The organism is Rothia sp. HMSC058E10 (genome assembly GCF_001809415.1).
Classification (GTDB): Bacteria; Actinomycetota; Actinomycetes; order Actinomycetales; family Micrococcaceae; genus Rothia; species Rothia dentocariosa.
In genome coordinates, this window is sequence record NZ_KV797607.1 from 1 (window position 1) to 5,274 (window position 5,274).

General features: G+C 53.4%; 2 rRNA genes. Both read right to left on the reverse strand.

The features are described from left to right. Window positions 1–53: 53 nt before the first annotated feature. Window positions 54–3,156 (reverse strand): 23S ribosomal RNA (locus HMPREF2609_RS00455). Window positions 3,157–3,500: 344 nt separating this feature from the next. Continuing rightward, window positions 3,501–5,027 (reverse strand): 16S ribosomal RNA (locus HMPREF2609_RS00460). The 16S and 23S rRNA genes sit together here, the layout of an rRNA operon. Between the last annotated feature and the right edge of the window lie 247 nt (window positions 5,028–5,274).

Consider the following 5,274-nt stretch of genomic DNA (forward strand, 5'->3'; position numbering starts at 1 on the left):
GCTTGTTGTTTCAAAACTATACAGCGAACGCAAACACCACCAACAACTCTAGTGTGAATAAGTCTTCGGCCTATTAGTACCAGTCAACTCCACGCCTTACAACGCTTCCATACCCGGCCTATCAACCTCATCATCTCTAAGGAGCCTCACACACCCAAAGGATGCCAGGAGAACTCATCTCGAAACAGGCTTCCCGCTTAGATGCCTTCAGCGGTTATCCCTCCCGAACGTAGCCAATCAGCCATGCACCTGGCGGTACAACTGACATACCAGAGGTTCGTCCGTCCCGGTCCTCTCGTACTAAGGACAGCCTTTCTCAATTCTCCAACGCGCGCAGCGGATAGGGACCGAACTGTCTCACGACGTTCTGAACCCAGCTCGCGTACCGCTTTAATGGGCGAACAGCCCAACCCTTGGGACCGACTCCAGCCCCAGGATGCGACGAGCCGACATCGAGGTGCCAAACCATGCCGTCGATATGGACTCTTGGGCAAGATCAGCCTGTTATCCCCGAGGTACCTTTTATCCGTTGAGCGACAGCGCTTCCACAAGCCACTGCCGGATCACTAGTCCCGACTTTCGTCCCTGCTCGAGTCGCCACTCTCACAGTCAAGCTCCCTTGTGCACTTACACTCAACACCTGATTGCCAACCAGGCTGAGGGAACCTTTGGGCGCCTCCGTTACACTTTAGGAGGCAACCGCCCCAGTTAAACTACCCATCAGGCACTGTCCCTGAACCAGATCATGGCCCGAAGTTAGACATCCAGATTGACCAGAGTGGTATTTCAACAACGACTCCACCACCACTAGCGTGACAGCTTCACAGTCTCCCACCTATCCTACACAAGCCAACCCAAACACCAATACCAAACTATAGTAAAGGTCACGGGGTCTTTCCGTCCTGCTGCGCGAAACGAGCATCTTTACTCGTACTGCAATTTCACCGAGTTCATGGTTGAGACAGTAGGGAAGTCGTTACTCCATTCGTGCAGGTCGGAACTTACCCGACAAGGAATTTCGCTACCTTAGGATGGTTATAGTTACCACCGCCGTTTACTGGGGCTTAAATTCTCAGCTTCGCCCACACAGGGCTAACCAATCCTCTTAACCTTCCAGCACCGGGCAGGAGTCAGTCCGTATACCTCGTCTTACGACTTCGCACGGACCTGTGTTTTTGATAAACAGTCGCTTCCCCCTGGTCTCTGCGACCCCTACACGCTCCCCACCGCACGGGCAGATCACGCTCAGGGCCCCCCTTCTCCCGAAGTTACGGGGGCATTTTGCCGAGTTCCTTAACCATGATTCTCTCGATCGCCTTAGTATTCTCTACCTGATCACCTGTGTCGGTTTCGGGTACGGGCAGCTAAAACCTCACGCCGATGCTTTTCTCGGCAGCATAGGATCACCAAATCCCCCCACAAACAAGGGGTCCCATCACGTCTCAGACACACAACCAGCGCATTTAACAACCAGTCATCCTACACGCTTAGACCACGACAACCACCGCGTGGCTTGGCTACCTTCCTGCGTCACACCTGTTAACACGCTTACCTCCAAAGCTTGGGTCCCACACACCCCACAACACCACAAAGAAAAACTTCATGACACCGTGATCGGCATGGTTAGCATCACAATATCAGTATGGACGGTCCTTCACTGGTACGGGAATATCAACCCGTTCTCCATCGACTACGCCTGTCGGCCTCGCCTTAGGCCCCGACTAACCCAGGGCAGATTAACTTGACCCTGGAACCCTTGATCATCCGGCGCACGGGTTTCTCACCCGTGATTCGCTACTCATGCCTGCATTCTCACTCCCACACAATCCACCACACACTCCCGTGGCAGCTTCACCTCGTGCAGGACGCTCCCCTACCCAACCAGCCACAAAGACTGATTGCCACAACTTCGGCGGTGTACTTGAGCCCCGCTACATTATCGGCGCAGAATCACTTGACCAGTGAGCTATTACGCACTCTTTCAAGGATGGCTGCTTCTAAGCCAACCTCCTGGTTGTCTCAGCAACTCCACATCCTTTCCCACTTAGCACACGCTTAGGGGCCTTAGTTGATGGTCTGGGCTGTTTCCCTCTCGACAATGAAGCTTATCCCCCACTGTCTCACTGCTACACTCTCACTTACCGGCATTCGGAGTTTAGCTAACGTCAGTAACCCTCACGGGCCCATCGGCCATCCAGTAGCTCTACCTCCAGCAAGAAACATGTAACGCTGCACCTAAATGCATTTCGGGGAGAACCAGCTATCACAGAGTTTGATTGGCCTTTCACCCCTATCCACAGCTCATCCCCCCAGTTTTCAACCTAGGTGGGTTCGGTCCTCCACACGCTCTTACACGTGCTTCAACCTGGCCATGGATAGATCACTCCGCTTCGGGTCTAGATCCTGCCACTACAACGCCCTGTTCAGACTCGCTTTCGCTACGACTACCCCACACGGGTTAACCTCGCGACAAAACACTAACTCGCAGGCTCATTCTTCAAAAGGCACGCCACCACCCCACACAAAAAGGGGGGCTATAACGGCTTGTAAGCACACGGTTTCAGGTACTATTTCACTCCCCTCCCGGGGTACTTTTCACCATTCCCTCACGGTACTGATCCACTATCGGTCATCAGGAAGTATTTAGACTTACCAGGTGGTCCTGGCAGATTCACACGAGATTCCACGAGCCCCGTGCTACTCGGGACATTGTCAACGCACACACAACACTTTCAACTACGGGACTCTCACCCACTACGGTCGACCATTCCAAGCCAGTTCGCCTACCATCATGCACTACGCCGGTGACCAGTTAGAACCACCACAACAACTCCCACAACACCCATGATGCAACACCTAACCGCTATCACACACCACAGGTTTAGCCTCATCCGCGTTCGCTCGCCACTACTAACAGAATCATTATTATTTTCTCTTCCTGCGGGTACTGAGATGTTTCACTTCCCCGCGTTCCCCCCAACTGGCCTATACATTCAACCAGCGGTCACCCACCACAACGATGAGCGAGGTTTCCCCATTCGGAAATCCTCGGATCCACGCCCAGTTATCGGCTCCCCGAGGCTTATCGCAGATTCACACGTCCTTCATCGGCTCCTGATGCCAAGGCATCCACCGTGTGCCCTTAACAACTTACACACAATCAAGAAAAAGAAGAATCAAGAAACCACACAACCGTGCAGTTCCCAGAAGATGCTCGCGTCCACTATATAGTTCTCAAACAACAAACCACACCAACACCAACACCGAGAACAAACCCAGCACCAGCACCAGCCAGTCACAAACTCAGACCACACCTAGCGTGCAACCCGAAAACCCAAGAACGCACCCGAACAACACGAAAAAATAATGATGACGCATACACAACACCGTGAAACAAAACAAACAACAAAAAAAAGGGGCTGACATTCCACCCATGAGCAAACCACCCACCCGACACTCGCGAGCAGCATGGCCAACCAAACAATAGTTGAGCTCCTTAGAAAGGAGGTGATCCAGCCGCACCTTCCGGTACGGCTACCTTGTTACGACTTAGTCCCAATCGCCAGTCCCACCTTCGACGGCTCCCCCCACCAGGGTTAGGCCACCGGCTTCGGGTGTTACCAACTTTCGTGACTTGACGGGCGGTGTGTACAAGGCCCGGGAACGTATTCACCGCAGCGTTGCTGATCTGCGATTACTAGCGACTCCGACTTCATGGGGTCGAGTTGCAGACCCCAATCCGAACTGAGACCGGCTTTTAGGGATTAGCTCCACCTCACAGTATCGCAACCCTCTGTACCGGCCATTGTAGCATGCGTGAAGCCCAAGACATAAGGGGCATGATGATTTGACGTCATCCCCACCTTCCTCCGAGTTGACCCCGGCAGTCTCCTATGAGTCCCCACCATCACGTGCTGGCAACATAGAACGAGGGTTGCGCTCGTTGCGGGACTTAACCCAACATCTCACGACACGAGCTGACGACAACCATGCACCACCTGTATACCAGCCCCGAAGGGAAACGCCATCTCTGACGCAGTCCAGTATATGTCAAGCCTTGGTAAGGTTCTTCGCGTTGCATCGAATTAATCCGCATGCTCCGCCGCTTGTGCGGGCCCCCGTCAATTTCTTTGAGTTTTAGCCTTGCGGCCGTACTCCCCAGGCGGGGCACTTAATGCGTTAGCTACGGCGCGGAAAACGTGGAATGTCCCCCACACCTAGTGCCCAACGTTTACGGCATGGACTACCAGGGTATCTAATCCTGTTCGCTCCCCATGCTTTCGCTTCTCAGCGTCAGTTACAGCCCAGAGACCTGCCTTCGCCATCGGTGTTCCTCCTGATATCTGCGCATTCCACCGCTACACCAGGAATTCCAGTCTCCCCTACTGCACTCTAGTTAGCCCGTACCCACTGCAAAACCAGGGTTAAGCCCCAGCCTTTCACAGCAGACGCGACCAACCGCCTACAAGCTCTTTACGCCCAATAATTCCGGACAACGCTCGCGCCCTACGTATTACCGCGGCTGCTGGCACGTAGTTAGCCGGCGCTTTCTCTGCACCTACCGTCACTTTCGCTTCTTCGATGCTAACAGAGGTTTACAACCCGAAGGCCGTCATCCCTCACGCGGCGTCGCTGCATCAGGCTTGCGCCCATTGTGCAATATTCCCCACTGCTGCCTCCCGTAGGAGTCTGGGCCGTGTCTCAGTCCCAGTGTGGCCGGTCACCCTCTCAGGCCGGCTACCCGTCGTCGCCTTGGTAAGCCATTACCTCACCAACAAGCTGATAGGCCGTGAGCCCATCTAAAACCACTCCATAACGCTTTCCACCAACACCCCATGCGGAGATTGGTCGTATCCGGTATTAGACCCAGTTTCCCAGGCTTATCCCAGAGTCAAAGGTAGGTCACTCACGTATTACTCACCCGTTCGCCACTAATCCACCTAGCAAGCTAGGCTTCATCGTTCGACTTGCATGTGTTAAGCACGCCGCCAGCGTTCGTCCTGAGCCAGAATCAAACTCTCCGTTACAAAAACAAAAAGCAAACGCATGATCCCATAACTCTCAAAAAAACAATGAACTACTGACAAAACAAAAAACAATCAGGACACACAACACCAGGCACACCAACGCACCCCATGCTCTGCACCCCACACGAATGTCCCAACCAGCAGACACCACAACAAATTTTTCAAAAACTACAAGACCACACCAAAAAACATGACCTCAATAAGATCAAAAAACATATACGGTATCAACCCCGCACACCAACACCCC